Genomic DNA, 20,036 nt, shown 5'->3' with positions numbered 1-20,036 from the left:
TTTGGAGATTGATTGATGAGCAACGTACCAGCAGAACTGAAATACAGCAAAGAACACGAATGGCTGCGTAAAGAAGCCGACGGCACTTACACCGTTGGCATCACCGAACACGCCCAGGAGCTGTTAGGCGATATGGTGTTTGTTGACCTGCCGGAAGTGGGCGCAACGGTTAGCGCGGGCGATGACTGCGCGGTTGCCGAATCAGTAAAAGCGGCGTCAGACATTTATGCGCCAGTAAGCGGTGAAATCGTGGCGGTAAACGACGCACTGAGCGATTCCCCGGAACTGGTGAACAGCGAACCGTATGCAGGCGGCTGGATCTTTAAAATCAAAGCCAGCGATGAAAGCGAACTGGAATCACTGCTGGATGCGACCGCATACGAAGCATTGTTAGAAGACGAGTAACGGCTTTATTCCTCTTCTGCGGGAGAGGATCAGGGTGAGGAACTTTTACGCCTCACCCTCACTCTCTTCGCAAGGAGAGAGGTTCACAATTCACTGCACGTTTCAGGAACCATCGCTCATGACACAGACGTTAAGCCAGCTTGAAAACAGCGGCGCTTTTATTGAACGCCATATCGGACCGGACGCCGCGCAACAGCAAGAAATGCTGAATGCCGTTGGCGCACAATCGTTAAACGCGCTGACCGGCCAGATTGTGCCGAAAGATATTCAGCTTGCGACCCCGCCGCAGGTTGGCGCACCGGCGACCGAATACGCCGCGCTGGCGGAACTCAAGGCTATTGCCAGTCGCAATAAACGCTTCACGTCTTACATCGGCATGGGTTACACCGCCGTGCAGCTACCGCCGGTTATTCTGCGTAACATGCTGGAAAATCCGGGCTGGTATACCGCGTATACTCCGTATCAACCTGAAGTCTCCCAGGGCCGCCTTGAAGCACTGCTCAACTTCCAGCAGGTAACGCTGGATTTAACCGGGCTGGATATGGCCTCTGCTTCTCTTCTGGACGAGGCCACCGCTGCCGCCGAAGCAATGGCGATGGCGAAACGCGTCAGCAAACTGAAAAATGCCAACCGCTTCTTTGTTGCTTCTGACGTTCATCCGCAAACGCTGGATGTGGTTCGCACCCGTGCCGAAACCTTTGGTTTTGAAGTGATTGTCGACGATGCGCAAAAAGTGCTCGATCACCAGGACGTCTTCGGCGTGCTGTTACAGCAGGTGGGTACGACGGGTGAAATCCACGACTACACTGCGCTTATCAGCGAACTGAAATCACGCAAAATTGTGGTCAGCGTCGCCGCCGATATTATGGCGCTGGTGCTGTTAACTGCGCCGGGTAAACAGGGCGCGGATATTGTCTTTGGTTCGGCGCAACGCTTTGGCGTACCGATGGGCTACGGTGGCCCACATGCGGCATTCTTTGCGGCGAAAGATGAATACAAACGCTCAATGCCGGGCCGTATTATCGGTGTATCGAAAGATGCAGCTGGCAATACCGCTCTGCGCATGGCGATGCAGACTCGCGAGCAACATATTCGCCGTGAGAAAGCGAACTCCAACATTTGTACTTCCCAGGTACTGCTGGCAAACATCGCCAGCCTGTATGCCGTTTATCACGGCCCGGTTGGCCTGAAACGTATCGCTAACCGCATCCACCGTCTGACCGATATCCTGGCGGCGGGCCTGCAACAAAAAGGTCTGAAGCTGCGCCATGCGCACTATTTCGATACTTTGTGTGTGGAAGTGGCTGACAAAGCGGGCGTGCTGGCGCGTGCCGAAGCGGCTGAAATCAACCTGCGTAGCGATATTCTGAACGCGGTTGGGATCACCCTTGATGAAACCACCACGCGTGAAAACGTGATGCAGCTTTTCAGCGTGCTGTTGGGCGATAACCACGGGCTGGACATCGACACGCTGGACAAAGACGTGGCTCACGACAGTCGCTCTATTCAGCCTGCGATGCTGCGCGACGACGAAATCCTCACCCATCCGGTGTTTAATCGCTACCACAGCGAAACCGAAATGATGCGCTATATGCACTCGCTGGAGCGTAAAGATCTGGCGCTGAATCAGGCGATGATCCCGCTGGGTTCCTGCACCATGAAACTGAACGCCGCCGCCGAGATGATCCCCATCACCTGGTCGGAATTTGCCGAACTGCACCCGTTCTGCCCGCCGGAACAGGCAGAAGGTTATCAGCAGATGATTGCGCAGTTGGCTGACTGGCTGGTGAAACTGACCGGTTACGACGCCGTTTGTATGCAGCCGAACTCCGGCGCACAGGGCGAATACGCGGGCCTGCTGGCGATTCGTCATTATCATGAAAGCCGCAACGAAGGGCATCGCGATATCTGCCTGATCCCGGCTTCTGCGCACGGAACTAACCCCGCTTCTGCACATATGGCAGGAATGCAGGTGGTGGTTGTGGCGTGTGATAAAAACGGCAACATCGATCTGGCTGATCTGCGCGCGAAAGCGGAACAAGCGGGCGATAACCTCTCCTGTATCATGGTGACCTATCCTTCCACCCACGGCGTGTATGAAGAAACGATCCGTGAAGTGTGTGAAGTCGTGCATCAGTTCGGCGGTCAGGTTTACCTTGATGGCGCGAACATGAACGCCCAGGTCGGCATCACCTCACCGGGCTTTATTGGCGCGGACGTCTCGCACCTTAACCTGCATAAAACTTTCTGCATTCCGCACGGTGGCGGCGGCCCAGGTATGGGACCGATCGGTGTGAAAGCGCATTTGGCACCGTTTGTACCGGGTCATAGCGTGGTGCAAATCGAAGGCATGTTAACCCGTCAGGGCGCGGTTTCTGCGGCACCGTTCGGTAGTGCCTCTATCCTGCCAATCAGCTGGATGTACATCCGCATGATGGGCGCAGAAGGGCTGAAAAAAGCAAGCCAGGTGGCAATTCTTAACGCCAACTATATTGCCAGCCGCCTGCAGGATGCTTTCCCGGTGCTGTATACCGGTCGCGACGGTCGCGTGGCGCACGAATGTATTCTTGATATTCGTCCGCTGAAAGAAGAAACCGGCATCAGCGAACTGGATATTGCCAAGCGTCTGATCGACTACGGTTTCCACGCGCCGACCATGTCATTCCCGGTGGCGGGTACGCTGATGGTTGAACCGACCGAATCCGAAAGCAAAGTGGAACTGGATCGCTTTATCGACGCGATGCTGGCTATCCGCGCAGAAATTGACCAGGTGAAAGCCGGTGTCTGGCCGCTGGAAGATAACCCGCTGGTGAACGCGCCGCACATTCAGAGCGAACTGGTCGCCGAGTGGGCGCATCCGTACAGCCGTGAAGTTGCGGTATTCCCGGCAGGCGTGGCAGACAAATACTGGCCGACAGTGAAACGTCTGGATGATGTTTACGGCGACCGTAATCTGTTCTGCTCCTGCGTACCGATTAGCGAATACCAGTAATTCACTGATTCGACTATTTTCTAAAGGCGCTTCGGCGCCTTTTTAGCTTGTTAATAAAGTGCGCTTTGTGTGTTTCGACTGAGGCGTAATATAAAATATTGCGAGCTCAATATATTAAAAGAGTGCCAGGCCTGATGAGCGTAGCGCATCAGGCACATCGGCTAATTACAGATTCTCGCCGTTGCTGGCAATCACCTCTTTGTACCAGTCAAAGCTCTTCTTACGTGAACGCGACATATCGCCAGTACCGTCGTCATGTTTATTCACATAGATAAAGCCGTAGCGCTTGCTGTACTGCCCGGTGGTGAACGACACGCAGTCGATGCAGCCCCATGGTGTGTAGCCCATCAGGTCGACACCATCGTAAGTCACCGCTTTTTTCATCTCTTCAATATGGGCGCGCAGGTAGTCAATGCGGTAGTCGTCGTTGATGCTGCCATCTTCTTCCACTTTGTCGTAAGCGCCAAAACCGTTTTCGACAATAAACAGCGGCTTCTGGTAACGCTCATACAGTTCGCAAAGTGCGTAACGCAGACCCACCGGATCAATCTGCCAGCCCCAGTCAGATGCTTTAACATACGGGTTTGGTACGCTGCCTTCAAAACCAGAGATCGCATCGCCGGTGCCGCCTTCGGCCTTCACCGCGTTGGTCATGTAATAGCTGAAACCGAGATAATCGCAGGTGCCTTCGCGCAGCACATCGAGATCGCCGTCTTCCATTTTGATGTTAAATCCGCGACGCTCCCACTCGTGCAACACATAGGACGGGTAATAGCCACGCAGTTGCACATCGGTAAAGACGTAGCGTTCGCGCATCGACTCCTGGGCGAACATCACATCGTCCGGATTACAGGAGTAAGGGTAAAGCGGCACCATCGCCAGCATACAGCCGACTTTCATTTCCGGGTTAATGCGACGCGCGGCTTTCACCGCCAGGGCGCTGGCGACAAACTGGTGATGCAGCACCTGGTACATCGTCTCTTCCGGGTTTTCATGCTCGGTATACACCACGCCGGAGCAGCAGTAACCGAACAGCGGTGCACGCCAGTTACGCTGGTTGTTAATTTCGTTGAAGGTCATCCAGTATTTGACTTTATGCTTATAGCGTTCAAATACCACTTCTGCGAAACGGACAAAGAAATCAACCACTTTACGGTTGGTCCAGCTACCGTATTGCTGCACCAGATGCAGCGGCATTTCAAAGTGGGAGAGGGTGATCACCGGTTCGATGTTGTATTTCAGCAGTTCATCGAACATATCATCGTAGAACTTCAGCCCTTCTTCGTTTGGCTGAGCTTCATCGCCTTTTGGAAAAATGCGCGTCCAGGCGATGGATGTACGAAAACATTTGAAGCCCATTTCGGCAAATAGCTTGATGTCTTCCTTGTAATGACCATAAAAATCAACGGCTTCATGGTTCGGATAGTATTTTCCTGGCAACACTTCTTTGGTGATTTCGCGCGGCACGCCGTGTGCGCCACCGGTCAGAACGTCACAAATGCTCGGCCCTTTGCCGCCTTTGTTCCAGCCGCCTTCGACCTGATGAGCGGCAACTGCGCCGCCCCATAAGAAATCTTTCGGTAAGGTGAGTTTTTTCACTATCATAGGCTCCAGATGAGTCAATTCTTACAGGAAATAGTACCATGCAGCCAAACGACATCACTTTTTTTCAACGTTTCCAGGATGACATTCTGGCTGGGCGTAAAACCATCACCATCCGCGACGAGTCTGAATCGCACTTCAAAACGGGTGATGTGCTTCGTGTCGGGCGTTTTGAAGATGACGGTTATTTTTGCACGATTGAAGTCACCGCAACCTCAACCGTAACGCTGGATACACTGACGGAAAAACATGCAGAGCAGGAAAATATGACCCTGACTGAACTCAAAAAGGTCATTGCCGACATCTATCCCGGTCAGACACAGTTTTATGTGATTGAATTTAAATGTCTTTAAATTGAACTCACACCTGTTAGTTGAAATTTTGCATTTAATTTCATGATTTTTCGGAGATTAGTCCCAAATCAGAATTTATTTTAGCTAACAGGTGTTCACTGGAACTATTCTCAGTTACGCTGGAGAGGTTTACACGTGCGTGTACGTTTCTCCGGAGTAAGTTATGGTTCAGAAGCCCCTCATTAAGCAGGGATATTCGCTGGCAGAGGAAATTGCCAACAGCGTCAGTCACGGCATTGGGTTGGTGTTTGGTATCGTTGGGCTGGTGTTGCTACTGGTTCAGGCGGTGGATCTCAATGCCAGCGCCACAGCGATAACCAGTTACAGCCTCTATGGCGGCAGTATGATCCTGCTGTTCCTCGCTTCGACGCTCTATCACGCCATTCCTCATCAACGGGCAAAAATGTGGCTGAAGAAATTTGACCACTGCGCTATTTATCTGTTGATTGCCGGAACCTACACGCCGTTTTTGCTGGTGGGGCTGGATTCTCCGTTAGCGCGCGGGTTGATGATTGTTATCTGGAGCCTGGCTCTGCTGGGGATTCTGTTCAAACTGACTATCGCGCACCGATTCAAAATTTTATCTCTGGTGACCTATCTGGCGATGGGCTGGTTGTCGCTGGTGGTGATTTATGAAATGGCAGTTAAGCTCGCGGCGGGCAGCGTTACCTTACTGGCTGTAGGCGGCGTGGTCTACTCGCTCGGGGTGATTTTCTACGTCTGCAAGCGCATCCCATACAACCATGCCATCTGGCACGGCTTTGTGCTCGGCGGCAGCGTGTGCCACTTTCTGGCGATCTATTTATATATTGGGCAGGCGTAATGGGTGTGCCTTTGTAGGCCTGAAAAGACACACCCGTGTCGCATCAGGCGATAAATACCTGATGCGACACAGAGATTTACTCTTCGAGCGAATACGGCAGCGGCTCGATATGCAGCGTATTCGCATCGTCACGCACGCGGAAGATGCTGTCCGGTTCCATATCGTTATTCATGACGACCTGTACCACGACCTGACCATCTTCCAGTTTTACCGCAGCCAGCACCGTACCAGTGCGACGCCAGTTCTCGCCCATTTTCAGCTCTAAATCTTCACCAGCTTCCGGCAGTCGGCTGGCACTACCTGTCAGCAACCAGAGCGCGCGTTTGTTGGCACCACGGAATTTTGCTCGCGCCACCATCTCTTGTCCGGTATAGCAGCCTTTTTTAAAGCTGATACCGCCCAGCGCCTGGAGATTGGTCGCCTGTGGGATAAACTGCCCGCTGTTGGCGGCGTCAATCACCGGGAAACCCGCTTCAATGTTTAATGCCAGCCACTGTTGGCTATTGTTCAGTTCCGCTTCACCGCGCAGTTTATCGGTCAGCATATTGGCAGTAGCTTCATCGGTTACGATCAGGAAACGTTCTGCCGGGTGTTCGAACCATAGCAAAGTGGTCGCGCCTTCTTTAACTACCTGTTTTTCTTTCGAAGGCAGTTCACTAAAGAGATTTGCCAGCGCGGCGCGCGCCTGAAAACCGGCAACACCAAGCAGCACACGCTCGTCGTCTGGCGCGATGGTCACTTTAGAGAACACCGCATATTTTTTCAGTTCAGTCAGCTGCGGTTCACGCACGCTGCGCCGTTCAATCCATGCAAAGCCATCGCCGTCGCGGAACAGACGTAAATTGCTCCACATTTTACCTTTGGCGTCGCAATGGGCGGCGAGCAGGTGCTGATCTTCTGTCATCTGGCTGACATCTGCTGTCACCTGACCCTGCATATATTTTTCGCTGTCCGCGCCAGTAATGGTGGCAAGCGCCCAGTCATCAAGCGTTATCAGCGTCAGCGGTAAACGGGCAGACGCCGTAGGCTGACGGGGAGGAAAAGGTGTAAAAGCCATAATAGAGTCCTGAGTTGCTTAACGGCGTATTAATGACTAATGGTAAAAGAGCTATGAGGCAATGCAAGTGCTTTCACTACGCGATCTGTGCCTTCTGCGAGGCGACTTCCAAAAAAATGAAGCCCTTGAATTGTTGTGAATTAATTTCGCGATCGCGATTGTGTTTACTGATATTCCCGCAAAAGAAGTCGAAAAACACGTTACAATAGCCAAGTACTGGATTTTCGTGAGACAGGAAGAAGATGGACATTAACAACAAAGCCCGCATTCATTGGGCATGCCGCCGTGGTATGCGCGAACTCGATATTTCAATCATGCCGTTTTTCGAACATGAGTACGACAGCTTAAGCGATGACGAAAAACGCATCTTTATTCGTCTGCTGGAGTGTGACGATCCGGACCTGTTTAACTGGCTGATGAATCACGGTAAACCAGCCGATGCAGAACTGGAAATGATGGTCCGACTCATCCAGACACGGAACCGGGAACGTGGTCCTGTGGCAATCTGATTTGCGCGTCTCCTGGCGCGCGCAGTGGCTTTCCTTGCTGATTCATGGGCTGGTTGCCGCTGTTATTTTACTCATGCCCTGGCCGCTCAGTTACACCCCGTTATGGATGGTGTTACTTTCGCTGGTGGTGTTTGATTGCGTTCGCAGCCAGCGGCGCATTAATGCTCGCCAGGGGGAAATTCGCCTGTTGATGGACGGGCGTTTGCGTTGGCAAGGGAAGGAGTGGAGCATCGTCAAAGCGCCGTGGATGATTAAGAGTGGCATGATGCTGCGTTTACGTTCTGATAGCGGTAAACGGCAACATTTATGGCTGGCAGCCGACAGCATGGACGAAGCCGAATGGCGGGATTTACGGCGGATTTTGTTGCAACAAGAGACGCAAAGATAAAGATGACGGCAAAGCATATGCGCTAAGCCGTCAGTGACATCAGGCGTAATGCTCTGCCATTTCGTTGAGGATTTGTTCACACCAGCTCTGAATACGCTCGTCGCTAAGGTCATACTGGTTAGTTTCGTCCAGCGCCAGCCCCACGAACAGTTGCCCGTCAGCAATCACCGGTTTCGGGCTGGTAAATTCATACCCTTCCGTTGGCCAGTAGCCGACGAACTTCACGCCTTTGGTCGAGAGTTTGTCATGCAGCATACCGAGCGCATCGAGGAACCACTCGCCGTATCCCAGTTGATCGCCAAGCCCATACAGCGCAACAATTTTACCTTCGAGGTTCAGGTCGTCGAGCTGATCCCAGACGGCTTCCCAGTCTTCCTGGATTTCACCAAAATCCCAGGTCGGGATACCCAGAATGAGCACATCGTACTGCTCCATTAATTTCGGGGAGTCGTCCTTGAGGTTATGTAAGGTCACCAGTTCTGGGCCGATAATATCGCGGATTTTTTCTGCCGCCATTTCGGTGTAACAGGTGCTGGAACCGTAAAAAAGACCCATATTCATAACGTAAGCTTCTCGATTCTGCTGTGGCTTTTGTGGCTAGTGTATCAGAATCGCTTTAGTCACGGCACAATAAGGCATAATGGATCAAATGAGTGACCATAAGGGGCGCAAGTGAAACAGGATCTGGCACGCATCGAGCAGTTTCTTGATGCTCTGTGGCTGGAAAAAAATCTGGCTGAAAATACGTTGAACGCATACCGTCGCGATCTGTCAATGATGGTGGAGTGGTTGCATCACCGCGGGTCGACGCTGGCGACGGCGCAAAGTGACGATTTGCAGGCATTACTGGCAGAACGGCTGGAGGGCGGGTATAAAGCCACCAGCTCAGCGCGTTTGCTGAGTGCAGTGCGTCGATTGTTCCAGTATCTTTATCGCGAAAAGTTTCGTGAAGACGATCCCAGTGCGCATCTCGCTTCACCGAAATTGCCACAGCGTTTGCCAAAAGATTTAAGCGAAGCGCAGGTCGAACGTTTATTACAGGCACCATTAATTGATCAGCCACTGGAGCTACGCGATAAAGCCATGCTTGAAGTGTTGTATGCTACAGGGCTGCGTGTCTCTGAACTGGTCGGGCTGACAATGAGTGATATCAGCCTGCGTCAGGGCGTAGTGCGGGTCATTGGTAAAGGCAACAAAGAGCGCCTGGTACCGTTAGGTGAAGAGGCGGTTTACTGGCTGGAGACCTATCTGGAACATGGGCGACCGTGGTTGTTGAACGGTGTCTCTATTGATGTGTTGTTCCCCAGCCAGCGTGCGCAGCAGATGACGCGACAGACCTTCTGGCACCGCATTAAACATTATGCCGTGCTGGCGGGTATCGACAGCGAAAAGCTGTCACCGCATGTGTTGCGTCACGCTTTTGCCACTCATTTATTAAATCATGGTGCGGATTTACGCGTGGTGCAGATGCTACTGGGCCACAGCGATCTCTCCACCACGCAAATTTATACGCATGTCGCTACCGAGCGTCTGCGGCAACTTCATCAACAGCATCACCCGCGGGCGTGATGTCTGAAAAGAACGGGAAGATTTATGAAGAAAGGTTTTATGTTGTTTACTTTGTTAGCGGCGTTTTCAGGCTTTGCTCAGGCTGATGACGCGGCAATTCAACAAACGTTAGCCAAAATGGGCATCAAAAGCAGCGATATTCAGCCCGCGCCCGTAGCTGGCATGAAGACAGTTCTGACTAACAGCGGTGTGTTGTACATCACCGATGATGGTAAACATATCATTCAGGGGCCAATGTATGACGTTAGTGGCACAGCTCCGGTCAATGTCACCAATAAGATGCTGTTAAAGCAGTTGAATGCGCTTGAAAAAGAGATGATCGTTTATAAAGCGCCGCAGGAAAAACACGTCATCACCGTGTTTACTGATATTACCTGTGGTTACTGCCACAAACTGCATGAGCAAATGGCAGACTATAACGCGCTGGGGATCACCGTGCGTTATCTTGCTTTCCCGCGCCAGGGGCTGGATAGCGATGCAGAGAAAGAAATGAAAGCTATCTGGTGTGCGAAAGATAAAAACAAAGCGTTTGATGATGTGATGGCCGGTAAAAGCGTCGCACCAGCCAGTTGCGACGTGGATATTGCCGATCATTACGCACTTGGCGTCCAGCTTGGCGTTAGCGGTACTCCGGCAATTGTGCTGAGCAATGGCACACTTGTTCCGGGTTACCAGCCGCCGAAAGAGATGAAAGAATTCCTCGACGAACACCAAAAAATGACTAGCGGTAAATAATTCGCGTGAAACAACAGATACAACTTCGTCGCCGTGAAGTCGATGAAACGGCAGACTTGCCCGCTGAATTGCCTCCCTTGCTGCGCCGTTTATACGCCAGCCGGGGAGTACGCAGTGCGCAAGAACTGGAACGCAGTGTTAAAGGTATGTTGCCCTGGCAGCAACTGAGCGGCGTCGAAAAGGCCGTTGAGATCCTTTACAACGCTTTTCGCGAAGGAACGCGGATTATTGTGGTCGGTGATTTCGACGCCGACGGCGCGACCAGCACGGCTCTAAGCGTGCTGGCGATGCGCTCGCTTGGTTGCAGCAATATCGACTACCTGGTACCAAACCGTTTCGAAGACGGTTACGGCTTAAGCCCGGAAGTGGTCGATCAGGCTCATGCCCGTGGCGCGCAGTTAATTGTCACGGTGGATAACGGTATTTCCTCCCATGCGGGGGTTGAACACGCTCGTTCGTTGGGCATTCCGGTTATTGTTACCGATCACCATTTGCCAGGCGACACATTACCCGCAGCGGAAGCGATCATTAACCCTAACTTGCGCGACTGTAATTTCCCGTCGAAATCACTGGCAGGCGTGGGTGTGGCGTTTTATCTGATGCTGGCGCTGCGCACCTTTTTGCGCGATCAGGGCTGGTTTGATGAGCGCGGCATCGCAATTCCTAATCTGGCAGAACTGCTGGATCTGGTCGCGCTGGGGACAGTAGCGGACGTCGTGCCGCTGGACGCTAATAATCGCATTCTGACCTGGCAGGGGATGAGTCGCATCCGTGCCGGAAAGTGCCGTCCGGGGATTAAAGCGCTGCTGGAAGTGGCCAATCGCGATCCACAAAAACTCGCCGCCAGCGATTTAGGTTTTGCGCTGGGGCCACGTCTCAATGCTGCCGGGCGACTGGACGATATGTCCGTTGGCGTGGCGCTGTTGCTGTGCGACAACATCGGCGAAGCGCGCGTGCTGGCAAATGAACTCGATGCGCTAAACCAGACGCGAAAAGAGATCGAACAGGGAATGCAAGTTGAAGCCCTGACCTTGTGCGAGAAACTGGAGCGCAGCCGCGACACGCTACCCGGCGGGCTGGCAATGTATCACCCCGAATGGCATCAGGGCGTTGTCGGTATTCTGGCTTCGCGCATCAAAGAGCGTTTTCATCGTCCGGTTATCGCCTTTGCGCCAGCAGGTGATGGTACGCTGAAAGGTTCCGGTCGCTCCATTCAGGGGCTGCATATGCGTGATGCGCTGGAGCGATTAGACACACTCTACCCCGGCATGATGCTCAAGTTTGGCGGTCATGCGATGGCGGCGGGTTTGTCGCTGGAAGAGGATAAATTCGAACTCTTTCAACAACGTTTTGGCGAACTGGTTACTGAGTGGCTGGACCCTTCGCTATTGCAAGGCGAAGTGGTGTCGGACGGTCCGTTAAGTCCGGCCGAAATGACCATGGAAGTGGCGCAGCTGTTGCGCGATGCTGGCCCGTGGGGGCAGATGTTCCCGGAGCCGCTGTTTGACGGTCATTTCCGTCTGCTGCAACAGCGACTGGTGGGCGAACGTCATTTGAAGGTGATGGTCGAGCCGGTCGGCGGCGGTCCGCTGCTGGATGGTATTGCTTTTAATGTCGATACCGCCCTCTGGCCGGATAACGGCGTGCGCGAAGTGCAACTGGCTTACAAGCTCGATATCAACGAGTTTCGCGGCAACCGCAGCCTGCAAATTATCATCGACAATATCTGGCCAATTTAGCGTCATCTTCTCTATAAAAAAGAGCGTGGATTGGGTACAATCCCGCTCTTATCACCGCATTTTGACTAGCTCAATAAAAGAAATCAGACCATGTTTGAAATTAATCCGGTAAATAATCGCATTCAGGACCTCACGGAACGCTCCGACGTTCTTAGGGGGTATCTTTGACTATGACGCCAAGAAAGAGCGTCTGGAAGAAGTAAACGCCGAGCTGGAACAGCCGGATGTCTGGAACGAACCTGAACGCGCACAGGCGCTGGGTAAAGAGCGTTCCTCCCTCGAAGCCGTTGTCGACACCCTTGACCAAATGAAACAGGGGCTGGAAGATGTTTCTGGTCTGCTGGAACTGGCTGTAGAAGCTGACGACGAAGAAACCTTTAACGAAGCCGTTGCTGAACTCGACGCTCTGGAAGAAAAACTGGCGCAGCTTGAGTTCCGCCGTATGTTCTCTGGCGAATATGACAGCGCCGACTGCTACCTCGATATTCAGGCGGGGTCTGGCGGTACGGAAGCACAGGACTGGGCGAGCATGCTTGAGCGTATGTATCTGCGCTGGGCAGAATCGCGTGGTTTCAAAACTGAAATCATCGAAGAGTCGGAAGGTGAAGTGGCGGGTATTAAATCCGTGACGATCAAAATCTCCGGCGATTACGCTTACGGCTGGCTGCGTACAGAAACTGGCGTTCACCGCCTGGTGCGTAAGAGCCCGTTTGACTCCGGCGGTCGTCGCCACACGTCGTTCAGCTCCGCGTTTGTTTACCCGGAAGTTGATGACGATATCGATATCGAAATCAATCCGGCGGATCTGCGCATCGACGTTTATCGCGCGTCCGGCGCGGGCGGTCAGCACGTTAACCGTACCGAATCTGCGGTGCGTATTACTCACATCCCAACTGGGATCGTGACCCAGTGCCAGAACGACCGTTCCCAGCACAAGAACAAAGACCAGGCCATGAAGCAGATGAAAGCGAAGCTTTATGAACTGGAGATGCAGAAGAAAAATGCCGAGAAGCAGGCGATGGAAGATAACAAATCCGACATCGGCTGGGGCAGCCAGATTCGTTCTTATGTCCTTGATGACTCCCGCATTAAAGATCTGCGTACCGGGGTAGAAACCCGTAACACGCAGGCCGTGCTGGACGGCAGCCTGGATCAATTTATCGAAGCAAGTTTGAAAGCAGGGTTATGAGGAACCAACATGTCTGAACAACACGCACAGGGCGCTGACGCGGTAGTCGATCTTAACAATGAACTGAAAACGCGTCGTGAGAAGCTGGCGAACCTGCGCGAGCAGGGGATTGCCTTCCCGAACGATTTCCGTCGCGATCATACCTCTGACCAATTGCACGCAGAATTCGACGGTAAAGAGAACGAAGAACTGGAAGCGCTGAACATCGAAGTCGCCGTTGCTGGCCGCATGATGACCCGCCGTATTATGGGTAAAGCGTCTTTCGTTACCCTGCAGGATGTGGGTGGCCGCATTCAGCTGTACGTTGCCCGTGACGATCTGCCGGAAGGCGTTTACAACGAGCAGTTCAAAAAATGGGACCTCGGCGACATCCTCGGCGCGAAAGGTAAACTGTTCAAAACCAAAACCGGCGAACTGTCTATCCACTGCACCGAGCTGCGTCTGCTGACCAAAGCACTGCGTCCGCTGCCGGACAAATTCCACGGCTTGCAGGATCAGGAAGCGCGCTATCGTCAGCGTTATCTGGATCTCATCTCTAACGATGAATCCCGCAACACCTTTAAAGTGCGCTCGCAGATCCTCTCTGGTATTCGCCAGTTCATGGTGAACCGCGGCTTTATGGAAGTTGAAACGCCGATGATGCAGGTGATCCCAGGCGGTGCCGCTGCGCGTCCGTTTATCACCCACCATAATGCGCTGGATCTCGACATGTACCTGCGTATCGCGCCGGAACTGTACCTCAAGCGTCTGGTGGTCGGTGGCTTCGAGCGTGTATTCGAAATCAACCGTAACTTCCGTAACGAAGGTATTTCCGTACGTCATAACCCAGAGTTCACCATGATGGAACTCTATATGGCTTACGCAGATTACAAAGATCTTATCGAGCTGACCGAATCGCTGTTCCGTACTCTGGCACAGGATATTCTCGGTAAGACGGAAGTGACCTACGGCGACGTAACGCTGGACTTCGGTAAGCCGTTCGAAAAACTGACCATGCGTGAAGCGATCAAGAAATATCGCCCGGAAACCGACATGGCAGATCTGGACAACTTCGACTCTGCGAAAGCGATTGCTGAATCTATCGGTATCCACGTTGAGAAGAGCTGGGGTCTGGGCCGTATCGTTACCGAGATCTTCGAAGAAGTGGCAGAAGCACATCTGATTCAGCCGACCTTCATTACTGAATATCCGGCAGAAGTTTCTCCGCTGGCGCGTCGTAACGACGTTAACCCGGAAATCACTGACCGCTTTGAGTTCTTTATCGGTGGTCGTGAAATCGGTAACGGCTTTAGCGAGCTGAATGACGCGGAAGATCAGGCGCAGCGCTTCCTGGATCAGGTTGCCGCGAAAGACGCAGGCGACGACGAAGCGATGTTCTACGACGAAGATTACGTCACCGCACTGGAACATGGCTTACCGCCGACAGCAGGTCTGGGAATTGGTATCGACCGTATGGTAATGCTGTTCACCAACAGCCATACCATCCGCGACGTTATTCTGTTCCCGGCGATGCGTCCGGTGAAATAAGCATTACGTTATGCTCACAACCCCGGCAAATGTCGGGGTTTTTTAATTGTGCTGCGCGAAAGCAGACAACAATTTTCTTGCTTCACTATTGGCTGCCTGCATCACCATCCACGGACTGAACGCCCACGGCGTGGCATCAATACCACGTAATACATCTGCTAAATCACACCATTGATAATCCATCACTTCATCATCGTTGATCTGTAACGCACTGGTGGTGCGTGCGGCAAATACCGGACACACTTCATTTTCCACAATGCCATTCGGATCGGTGGCGCGGTAGCGAAAGTCAGGATAGACCGGTTCTGGTGCTGTTATTTCCACACCCAGTTCAAAGCGGCAACGGCGGATCACCGCGTCTTCGTTGCTTTCGCCCATTTGTGGGTGCCCACAAACCGAGTTAGTCCACACGCCCGGCCACGCTTTTTTGCTAAGGGCGCGGCGGGTAACTAATAATTGCCCCTTGGCATTAAACAGCCAACTGGAGAACGCGAGATGTAAGAGGGTGTCTGCCGTGTGTGCGGCATACTTTTCCAGCGTACCCGTGGGAACTCCCTGTGCATTCAATAAAATGACGTGTTCCGTTTGCATAATTTCTCACATGTAATTCTAATCACTCATCATTATAGATAATTGAAGAGTGAAATGATTAACCAAGTGAGCGTTTATCGACAACCGCCCGTTTTGAGCGGATGTCGACAGGTAAAAACCATTTAAAAAAGCAGCATCATATATTTGAAGCGACTTTCAATGGCCATTGCAACACAGTCAGAAATGACAGGAATAGAGAGAGTAAAAAGCAACAACAGACTGAATATAGCGCGCATTAAAAGATTCATATTATTCTCCATGCTCATTTTTCTTCAGCTTGCGCATCAGAAGCCACATACGTACTGTCCTGACTTTTAAATCTTTATCAGAGACGGATTCCTTCACCAGATCAGCATGATGCTGATAGCCATTAAAGAAGACGTTCAGCACAACGGCGCTAAGGGTTGCGAGCATAATGCCGCTATGCAGCAACGGTTGCAGTACGGCCGGTAACTTAGAAAAGAAATCGTGAGAGAGCGTCGGAGTCATGCCAACGCCGAGACTGATCGCCACAATATAGAGGTTGTAACGATTGGTGGTGTAGTTACAGCGCGACAGAATTCGAATCCCTGTCGCCAGTACCATGCCGAACATCACCAGCCCAGCACCGCCCAGCACAAATTGCGGAATGGAGGCGACCAGCACCGCCATTTTTGGCACCATGCCAAACAGGATTAATATAATTCCCGAAGAAATACACACCCAGCGGCTATGAACGCGCGTCACGCTAACCAGGCCAACGTTTTGAGAAAATGACGTGTGGGGAAAGCTGTTAAACGTTCCGCCTATCATTGTCCCTACGCCATCGACACGCAGCCCGCGAATAATATCGTGTGAAGAGAGTTTACGACCGACTATTTCACCCAGTGCCAGGAACATCCCCATCGACTCGATAAACACGATGATTAACACGGCAGTCATGGTCAGAATGGAAACGGGATCAAAAATCGGCATACCAAACGACATCGGCGTAACAATCGCAAACCACGAGGCATCATGTAGCCCGGATAAATTGACTTCATTCATCATCCACGAAAGTAAAAAGCCAAATACAATCCCCAGTAATACGGCGACGTTGGACATAAATCCTTTCGCATAGCGAGTAATGAGCAAGATGAAAATTAAGACGGCAAAGGAGATACCTAAATAAACGGGATTACCATATTGCGGATTCCCTTTACCTCCTGCGGCCCAGTCAATACCCACCTGAATGATGCTAAGTCCGATAGAAGTAATAACCACACCGGTAACCAGTGGCGGGAATAAAGGCATCAAGCGACCGATAAGTGGCGCTAATAATGTGGTGATAAAACCCGCGGCGATAGTGGCACCAAATATCCCCAGCAGGCCGATATCCGGGTTCATCCCAATGGCTATCATTGGTGTTACAGCAGCAAAGGTCACCGACATAATCACCGGCAGGCGGATCCCCATAAAGCGGCCGATACCGATACATTGCAATAATGTGACGATCCCGCAGCAAAAGAGATCCGAGCTAATGAGCATCGCAATAGCTTCTTTTGAGAGGCCCAGTCGGTCACCAATCATAAGAGGAACAGCGACTGCACCTGCGTACATGACAAGGACGTGTTGCAGACCGAGTATGATCAGCTTTCCTGGTGATAATATGCGGTCAACCTCATCAGTTGGGCGGTCTTGCCCTGAAGATGAGGGAAGTTGGGAATCTATGGCGCTCATCAGTGTTTCTCCTTTCGCCCGCCAGAGTAAAAAGCAACCGTTTACGTTAATGAAACTGTCTAAACACATGCTCGTGGAGTGCCAGTTTTTGCGAGGAAGGGGAGTTAGAGACAGGAATTGCGGAGGCAATCACATAATCGTGGTTAAACCACGAAAATGAGAAGAGAACCTGACAATGGAATTATCTGTAATTTTCTCATATTGATATTTCATTAATCATTCTGGCATGTCGCACTCTCGTATTTAATCGTTTTTATCTGGTTAGATCTCTTTTGGTCGGCAATGTTGAAATAATGAAAGCGGCACAGATTGAGGGGCAATAATTTGAACTCAGTCGCAAAATTATAATTAAATCGGCCATGCTACCTAATATATGCCCATTTATTGCATCGCGAAATTTGAGAAGACATAACTCATTAAATGAAAGGGATGCAAATGAATAAGTTTATCGCTGCTGAAGCTGCGGAATGTATAGGCTGTCATGCTTGTGAAATTGCCTGTGCGATGGCACATAATCAAGAAAACTGGCCGCTGAGTCACAGTGACTTTCGACCGCGTATCCACGTTGTAGGGAAAGGCCAGGCTGCGAATCCGGTGGCCTGCCATCACTGCAACAATGCCCCTTGCGTTACGGCTTGTCCGGTTAATGCTCTGACTTTCCAGCCCGATAGCGTACAACTGGACGAGCAAAAATGTATTGGTTGTAAAAGATGCGCAATCGCTTGCCCCTTTGGCGTCGTTGAGATGGTCGATACGATTGCGCAGAAATGCGACCTTTGTAACCAGCGCAGTTCCGGCACGCAAGCCTGTATTGAAGTCTGCCCAACACAGGCGTTACGGCTGATGGACGATAAAGGGTTGCAGCAGATAAAGGTGGCCCGCCAGCGCAAAACGGCAGCAGGAAAAGCGTCATCAGACGCTCAGCCATCTCGCAGTGCAGCGTTGCTCCCCGTTAACTCGCGTAAAGGCGCAGATAAAATTTCAGCGAGTGAACGGAAAACCCACTTTGGCGAAATCTATTACGGGCTGGATCCACAACAAGCGACTTATGAGAGTGACCGCTGTGTTTATTGCGCCGAAAAAGCTAACTGCAACTGGCATTGCCCGCTGCATAACGCTATTCCGGATTACATCCGTCTGGTGCAGGAAGGAAAGATTATTGAAGCGGCAGAACTTTGCCACCAGACCAGTTCCTTACCAGAAATCTGCGGCAGGGTATGTCCACAGGACCGTCTTTGTGAAGGCGCATGTACTTTGAAAGATCACTCTGGCGCAGTCTCTATCGGGAATCTGGAACGCTACATCACCGATACCGCGCTGGCGATGGGCTGGCGTCCCGATGTCAGCAAAGTTGTTCCCCGTATCGAAAAAGTGGCGGTGATTGGCGCAGGGCCTGCAGGGTTAGGGTGTGCTGATATTTTGGCGCGCGCAGGAGTTCAGGTTGATGTCTTTGATCGCCATCCAGAAATTGGCGGTATGCTGACTTTTGGCATACCTCCTTTCAAACTCGATAAAACGGTATTAAGCCAGCGGCGAGAGATATTCACCGCAATGGGAATCGACTTTCATCTTAACTGTGAAATTGGCCGCGATATTACCTTTGGCGATTTAACTTCTGAATATGATGCAGTTTTCATCGGCGTGGGGACTTACGGGATGATGCGAGCAGATCTGCCGCATGAAGATGCGCCCGGTGTCATTCAGGCTCTACCGTTTCTGACTGCCCATACCCGCCAGCTCATGGGGTTGCCGGAGTCTGAAGAGTATCCGCTGACGGATGTGGAAGGTAAGCGAGTCGTGGTATTGGGCGGTGGCGATACGACCATGGATTGTTTGCGGACTTCCATTCGCCTCAATGCTGCCAGCGTGACCTGCGCGTATCGTCGTGATGAAGTCAGTATGCCGGGCTCGCGCAAAGAGGTGGTCAATGCGCGCGAGGAAGGTGTCGAGTTTCAATTCAATGTTCAGCCGCAATATATCGCTTGTGACGAAGATGGGCGTTTAACTGCGGTGGGCCTGATTCGTACCGCCATGGGTGAGCCGGGGCCGGATGGTCGCCGTCGTCCTCGTCCGGTAGCGGGTTCAGAGTTTGAATTGCCCGCCGATGTTCTCATTATGGCCTTTGGTTTCCAGGCGCATGCCATGCCGTGGTTGCAGGGCAGCGGAATTAAACTCGATAAATGGGGCCTGATTCAAACCGGCGACGTCGGGTATTTACCCACCCAGACGCATCTGAAAAAAGTCTTTGCTGGGGGTGATGCTGTTCATGGCGCGGATCTGGTTGTCACTGCAATGGCCGCAGGAAGGCAGGCGGCGCGCGATATGTTAACTCTGTTTGATACGAAGGCATCGTGATGAAATCGTTAATTATCGTTAATCCGGCTGACTGTATTGGCTGCCGTACTTGTGAAGTAGCCTGTGTGGTCGCTCACCCTTCAGAACAGGAGTTGAATGCCGATGTCTTTTTACCCCGGCTGAAGGTACAGCGACTGGACAGCATCAGTGCGCCGGTGATGTGCCATCAGTGTGAAAACGCCCCTTGTGTTAGCGCTTGCCCCGTGGGGGCGCTGACGATGGGCGAGCAGGTGGTGCAGACCAATTCTGCCCGTTGTATTGGCTGTCAGAGTTGCGTGAGTGCGTGCCCGTTTGGAATGATCACCATTCAGTCGTTGCCGGGGGATACCCGGCAACAAATCGTGAAATGCGATCTCTGTGAACAGCGGGAAGAGGGGCCTGCCTGCGTTGAATCTTGCCCAACACAGGCGCTGCAGTTGCTTACTGAAAGAGAACTCAGGCGAGTCCGCCAGCAGCGTATTGTTGCCAGCGGTGAGAATCCTCTGTGAAAGAAATCTCCGCGCT

At 52.1% G+C, this 20,036-nt stretch carries 20 protein-coding genes; 14 read left to right on the top strand and 6 right to left on the bottom strand.

Annotated elements, in window-relative coordinates; translation table 11 throughout:
• Positions 1–15: 15 nt before the first annotated feature.
• Both gcvH and gcvP read left to right on the top strand, forming a co-directional pair.
• Positions 16–405 carry a glycine cleavage system protein GcvH gene (gcvH, locus tag G434_RS13990; protein ID WP_001295377.1) on the top strand — a complete coding sequence of 130 codons (390 nt, stop codon included), beginning with the start codon at positions 16–18 and terminating at the stop codon, positions 403–405.
• A gap of 118 nt (positions 406–523) precedes the next feature.
• A complete protein-coding gene (gcvP, locus tag G434_RS13995) occupies positions 524–3,397 on the top strand; it encodes an aminomethyl-transferring glycine dehydrogenase (protein WP_000195045.1) in 2,874 nt (957 codons plus the stop codon).
• 165 nt (positions 3,398–3,562) lie between these two features.
• On the opposite strand, the gene bglA is transcribed toward gcvP, so the two are convergent.
• A complete protein-coding gene (bglA, locus tag G434_RS14000; protein WP_001513393.1) occupies positions 3,563–4,996 on the bottom strand; it encodes a 6-phospho-beta-glucosidase BglA in 1,434 nt (477 codons plus the stop codon).
• A 44-nt stretch (positions 4,997–5,040) separates the two neighbouring features.
• Between bglA and yqfB the strand changes: the two genes are divergently transcribed.
• Both yqfB and trhA read left to right on the top strand, forming a co-directional pair.
• Positions 5,041–5,352, top strand: coding sequence for a N(4)-acetylcytidine aminohydrolase (gene yqfB / locus G434_RS14005; protein WP_001182957.1), 312 nt, complete (start codon positions 5,041–5,043; stop codon positions 5,350–5,352).
• Between the two features lie 163 nt (positions 5,353–5,515).
• A complete protein-coding gene (gene trhA / locus G434_RS14010; RefSeq protein WP_000250274.1) occupies positions 5,516–6,175 on the top strand; it encodes a PAQR family membrane homeostasis protein TrhA in 660 nt (219 codons plus the stop codon).
• Between the two features lie 76 nt (positions 6,176–6,251).
• Here the strand turns inward: trhA and ygfZ are convergent, their stop codons facing one another.
• On the bottom strand, positions 6,252–7,232 hold the full coding sequence (ygfZ, locus tag G434_RS14015; RefSeq protein WP_000886049.1) for a tRNA-modifying protein YgfZ: 981 nt from the start codon (positions 7,230–7,232) through the stop codon (positions 6,252–6,254).
• 242 nt (positions 7,233–7,474) lie between these two features.
• Between ygfZ and sdhE the strand changes: the two genes are divergently transcribed.
• Positions 7,475–7,741, top strand: a complete 267-nt coding sequence (sdhE, locus tag G434_RS14020) for an FAD assembly factor SdhE (protein WP_000354046.1) — start codon at positions 7,475–7,477, stop codon at positions 7,739–7,741.
• The gene (locus G434_RS14025; RefSeq protein WP_000244769.1) at positions 7,722–8,129 is read left to right on the top strand and encodes a protein YgfX; all 408 of its coding nucleotides are present in this window, start codon (positions 7,722–7,724) and stop codon (positions 8,127–8,129) included. Before sdhE ends, G434_RS14025 begins: the two co-directional genes overlap by 20 nt.
• 39 nt (positions 8,130–8,168) lie before the next feature.
• Here G434_RS14025 and fldB read toward each other — a convergent pair whose 3' ends face one another.
• Entirely contained in the window at positions 8,169–8,690 is a 522-nt protein-coding gene (gene fldB, locus G434_RS14030; protein WP_001055874.1) for a flavodoxin FldB, read from the bottom strand.
• Positions 8,691–8,801: 111 nt separating this feature from the next.
• On the opposite strand from fldB, the gene xerD reads away from it, so the two are divergent.
• The 5 genes from xerD (at position 8,802) to lysS (ending at position 14,888) form a co-directional block, all read left to right on the top strand.
• Positions 8,802–9,698: a site-specific tyrosine recombinase XerD gene (gene xerD / locus G434_RS14035; protein WP_000806652.1), complete on the top strand. Its 897-nt coding sequence runs from the start codon at positions 8,802–8,804 to the stop codon at positions 9,696–9,698.
• 24 nt (positions 9,699–9,722) lie between these two features.
• Positions 9,723–10,433: a bifunctional protein-disulfide isomerase/oxidoreductase DsbC gene (gene dsbC, locus G434_RS14040; protein ID WP_000715210.1), complete on the top strand. Its 711-nt coding sequence runs from the start codon at positions 9,723–9,725 to the stop codon at positions 10,431–10,433.
• A gap of 5 nt (positions 10,434–10,438) precedes the next feature.
• On the top strand, positions 10,439–12,172 hold the full coding sequence (recJ, locus tag G434_RS14045) for a single-stranded-DNA-specific exonuclease RecJ (RefSeq protein ID WP_000813190.1): 1,734 nt from the start codon (positions 10,439–10,441) through the stop codon (positions 12,170–12,172).
• 90 nt (positions 12,173–12,262) lie between these two features.
• A protein-coding gene (prfB, locus tag G434_RS14050; RefSeq protein ID WP_001701073.1) for a peptide chain release factor 2 occupies positions 12,263–13,361 on the top strand; the annotation gives its coding sequence in 2 pieces (ribosomal slippage) (positions 12,263–12,337 and positions 12,339–13,361; 1,098 coding nt in all).
• A 9-nt stretch (positions 13,362–13,370) separates the two neighbouring features.
• Entirely contained in the window at positions 13,371–14,888 is a 1,518-nt protein-coding gene (lysS, locus tag G434_RS14055; RefSeq protein WP_000003071.1) for a lysine--tRNA ligase, read from the top strand.
• A gap of 42 nt (positions 14,889–14,930) precedes the next feature.
• On the opposite strand, the gene idi is transcribed toward lysS, so the two are convergent.
• Positions 14,931–15,479, bottom strand: coding sequence for an isopentenyl-diphosphate Delta-isomerase (gene idi / locus G434_RS14060; protein ID WP_001192806.1), 549 nt, complete (start codon positions 15,477–15,479; stop codon positions 14,931–14,933).
• A 54-nt stretch (positions 15,480–15,533) separates the two neighbouring features.
• Between idi and G434_RS29775 the strand changes: the two genes are divergently transcribed.
• Positions 15,534–15,605, top strand: a complete 72-nt coding sequence (locus G434_RS29775; protein ID WP_120795390.1) for a protein YqfH — start codon at positions 15,534–15,536, stop codon at positions 15,603–15,605.
• On the opposite strand, the gene yqfG is transcribed toward G434_RS29775, so the two are convergent.
• On the bottom strand, positions 15,602–15,727 hold the full coding sequence (yqfG, locus tag G434_RS14065) for a protein YqfG (RefSeq protein ID WP_001050745.1): 126 nt from the start codon (positions 15,725–15,727) through the stop codon (positions 15,602–15,604). The genes G434_RS29775 and yqfG overlap by 4 nt on opposite strands.
• A gap of 1 nt (position 15,728) precedes the next feature.
• On the bottom strand, positions 15,729–17,177 hold the full coding sequence (gene uacT, locus G434_RS14070) for a urate/proton symporter UacT (RefSeq protein ID WP_001295374.1): 1,449 nt from the start codon (positions 17,175–17,177) through the stop codon (positions 15,729–15,731).
• A gap of 435 nt (positions 17,178–17,612) precedes the next feature.
• Here uacT and ygfT point away from each other — a divergent pair, with 435 nt between their 5' ends.
• Positions 17,613–19,532 carry a formate-dependent uric acid utilization protein YgfT gene (gene ygfT, locus G434_RS14075; protein ID WP_001377035.1) on the top strand — a complete coding sequence of 640 codons (1,920 nt, stop codon included), beginning with the start codon at positions 17,613–17,615 and terminating at the stop codon, positions 19,530–19,532.
• Entirely contained in the window at positions 19,532–20,020 is a 489-nt protein-coding gene (locus G434_RS14080; protein WP_000838435.1) for a 4Fe-4S dicluster domain-containing protein, read from the top strand. Before ygfT ends, G434_RS14080 begins: the two co-directional genes overlap by 1 nt.
• The last annotated feature ends 16 nt before the right edge of the window (positions 20,021–20,036 follow it).

Source organism: Escherichia sp. KTE172, assembly GCF_000408845.1.
Lineage (GTDB): Bacteria > Pseudomonadota > Gammaproteobacteria > Enterobacterales > Enterobacteriaceae > Escherichia > Escherichia coli.
Note: the sequence above shows the minus strand (reverse complement) of the source record. Positions and strands in the feature narration are given on the sequence as shown.

Excerpts from the sequence above, each read along its gene's own strand:
- ygfZ (WP_000886049.1), bottom strand. The coding sequence starts at position 7,232 with ATGGCTTTTACACCTTTTCCTCCCCGTCAGCCTACGGCGTCTGCCCGT.
- trhA (WP_000250274.1), top strand. The coding sequence starts at position 5,516 with ATGGTTCAGAAGCCCCTCATTAAGCAGGGATATTCGCTGGCAGAGGAA.
- lysS (WP_000003071.1), top strand. The coding sequence starts at position 13,371 with ATGTCTGAACAACACGCACAGGGCGCTGACGCGGTAGTCGATCTTAAC.
- fldB (WP_001055874.1), bottom strand. The coding sequence starts at position 8,690 with ATGAATATGGGTCTTTTTTACGGTTCCAGCACCTGTTACACCGAAATG.
- gcvH (WP_001295377.1), top strand. The coding sequence starts at position 16 with ATGAGCAACGTACCAGCAGAACTGAAATACAGCAAAGAACACGAATGG.
- sdhE (WP_000354046.1), top strand. The coding sequence starts at position 7,475 with ATGGACATTAACAACAAAGCCCGCATTCATTGGGCATGCCGCCGTGGT.
- uacT (WP_001295374.1), bottom strand. The coding sequence starts at position 17,177 with ATGAGCGCCATAGATTCCCAACTTCCCTCATCTTCAGGGCAAGACCGC.
- yqfB (WP_001182957.1), top strand. The coding sequence starts at position 5,041 with ATGCAGCCAAACGACATCACTTTTTTTCAACGTTTCCAGGATGACATT.
- dsbC (WP_000715210.1), top strand. The coding sequence starts at position 9,723 with ATGAAGAAAGGTTTTATGTTGTTTACTTTGTTAGCGGCGTTTTCAGGC.
- ygfT (WP_001377035.1), top strand. The coding sequence starts at position 17,613 with ATGAATAAGTTTATCGCTGCTGAAGCTGCGGAATGTATAGGCTGTCAT.
- yqfG (WP_001050745.1), bottom strand. The coding sequence starts at position 15,727 with ATGAATCTTTTAATGCGCGCTATATTCAGTCTGTTGTTGCTTTTTACT.
- idi (WP_001192806.1), bottom strand. The coding sequence starts at position 15,479 with ATGCAAACGGAACACGTCATTTTATTGAATGCACAGGGAGTTCCCACG.
- G434_RS14080 (WP_000838435.1), top strand. The coding sequence starts at position 19,532 with ATGAAATCGTTAATTATCGTTAATCCGGCTGACTGTATTGGCTGCCGT.
- gcvP (WP_000195045.1), top strand. The coding sequence starts at position 524 with ATGACACAGACGTTAAGCCAGCTTGAAAACAGCGGCGCTTTTATTGAA.